The organism is Sphingopyxis sp. KK2, assembly GCF_001990265.1.
GTDB lineage: Bacteria > Pseudomonadota > Alphaproteobacteria > Sphingomonadales > Sphingomonadaceae > Sphingopyxis.
In genome coordinates this window covers 1-1,089 of the sequence record NZ_LYVN01000291.1, presented here as the reverse complement: position 1 = coordinate 1,089, position 1,089 = coordinate 1, and the positions used below count along the sequence as shown (strand labels likewise).

The 1,089-nt window shown below is 66.2% G+C and carries 3 protein-coding genes; all 3 read right to left on the bottom strand.

Features of this window, described 5'->3' with window-relative positions; translation table 11 throughout:
- Positions 1 to 32 precede the first annotated feature (32 nt).
- A complete protein-coding gene (locus tag B1A78_RS22905; protein WP_179102139.1) occupies positions 33 to 206 on the bottom strand; it encodes a nuclear transport factor 2 family protein in 174 nt (57 codons plus the stop codon).
- Positions 206 to 487, bottom strand: coding sequence for a nuclear transport factor 2 family protein (locus tag B1A78_RS22140; protein WP_083734425.1), 282 nt, complete (start codon positions 485 to 487; stop codon positions 206 to 208). Before B1A78_RS22140 ends, B1A78_RS22905 begins: the two co-directional genes overlap by 1 nt.
- Before the next feature lie 333 nt (positions 488 to 820).
- The coding region (locus tag B1A78_RS21835) for an SPOR domain-containing protein (RefSeq protein WP_144037968.1) at positions 821 to 1,089 on the bottom strand (269 nt) is incomplete at its 5' end.

Sequence of the window (1,089 nt, the reverse complement as noted above, 5' to 3'; positions counted from 1 at the left end):
GCCGGCGCTGAGCACGGTGCCGGGTCCGTCGCTCAATCCTCGATCGGCGCGGCGCCCGCTGCGGCGAAGCCGGTGCCGGCGAGGCGCTGCAGCGCCGCGGCATATCGGGCGGTGTCGAGATAGGGGTGGAGGCTGACGATCTTGCCCCAGCGCAGGCGGATGATGTGGACGCCGTCGTTGACATAGCTGGTGTCGCCGTCGGCCATCACCGCGCGGTCGCGCCATTCGATGACCGCGGTCGTGTCCCACGGCGGCCGCTCGACGCGATATGCTTGATGTCGAACTGCAGCACCGGATGGACCGCGAACAGGCGCTGGAACCAGGCCTTGAGTCCCGCTTTAGTATGGCGCGTGCCGCCGAGCGCGTGGTCGCCGGGAAAGATATGTTCGAAGCGGTCGGCCATGCCGGCGAGCGCCGACTGCCAGTCGCCGCGGCTGAGGCCTTCGAAGATTTTGCGGACGTTGCGGCGCACGATGAAGTGATACATGGCGTTTCTCCTGCCTAGTGTTTACGACGTTAACATGTGCGGGCGCAGGTGGGGTGCAATGTTTACGTTGTCAACACTGGGCGGGAATTATTTTGGTTGTGTGCGGGAGGCGCGGGTGATGACGCGTGTCGCAGTTCGATCAAGCGGGATCCCGGGTCGAGCCCGGGATGACGATGGGGTAGGGATATCCTCCCTGTGGCGAAGCCATGGGGAGGTGGCAGCGGCGCAGCCGCTGACGGAGGGGCAATGACGCAGCGTTGCTGGCCCCTCCACCACTTGCTTCGCAAGCGGTCCCCCTCCCCATGGCTTCGCCACAGGGAGCATTATCGCGTCTTATTTGCTGCTGATCACCACGCACGGCTGGCTGGCCGAGCCGACGGTCGCGCAGAATTTGTCGGCGTCGGCCCTGGTCGCGAAATTGCCGGCCTGGAGGCGGGTGAGCTTGCCGCTCTTGACCAGATAGGGCTGGCGATTGGCGAGGCCGGGATATTTCTTCTCGAGCGTCGCCCAGAGGTTGCGGGCATTGCCGTCCTGCGAAAAGGCGCCGAGCTGCGCGCGCCAATTGTCGGCGACGTCGGCGGCGGCCGGGGCGGACGCGGACG

Coding starts and splice junctions, on each gene's coding strand:
- B1A78_RS22905 (WP_179102139.1), bottom strand. CDS start 206: ATGGCCGACGGCGACACCAGCTATGTCAACGACGGCGTCCACATCATC.
- B1A78_RS22140 (WP_083734425.1), bottom strand. CDS start 487: ATGTATCACTTCATCGTGCGCCGCAACGTCCGCAAAATCTTCGAAGGC.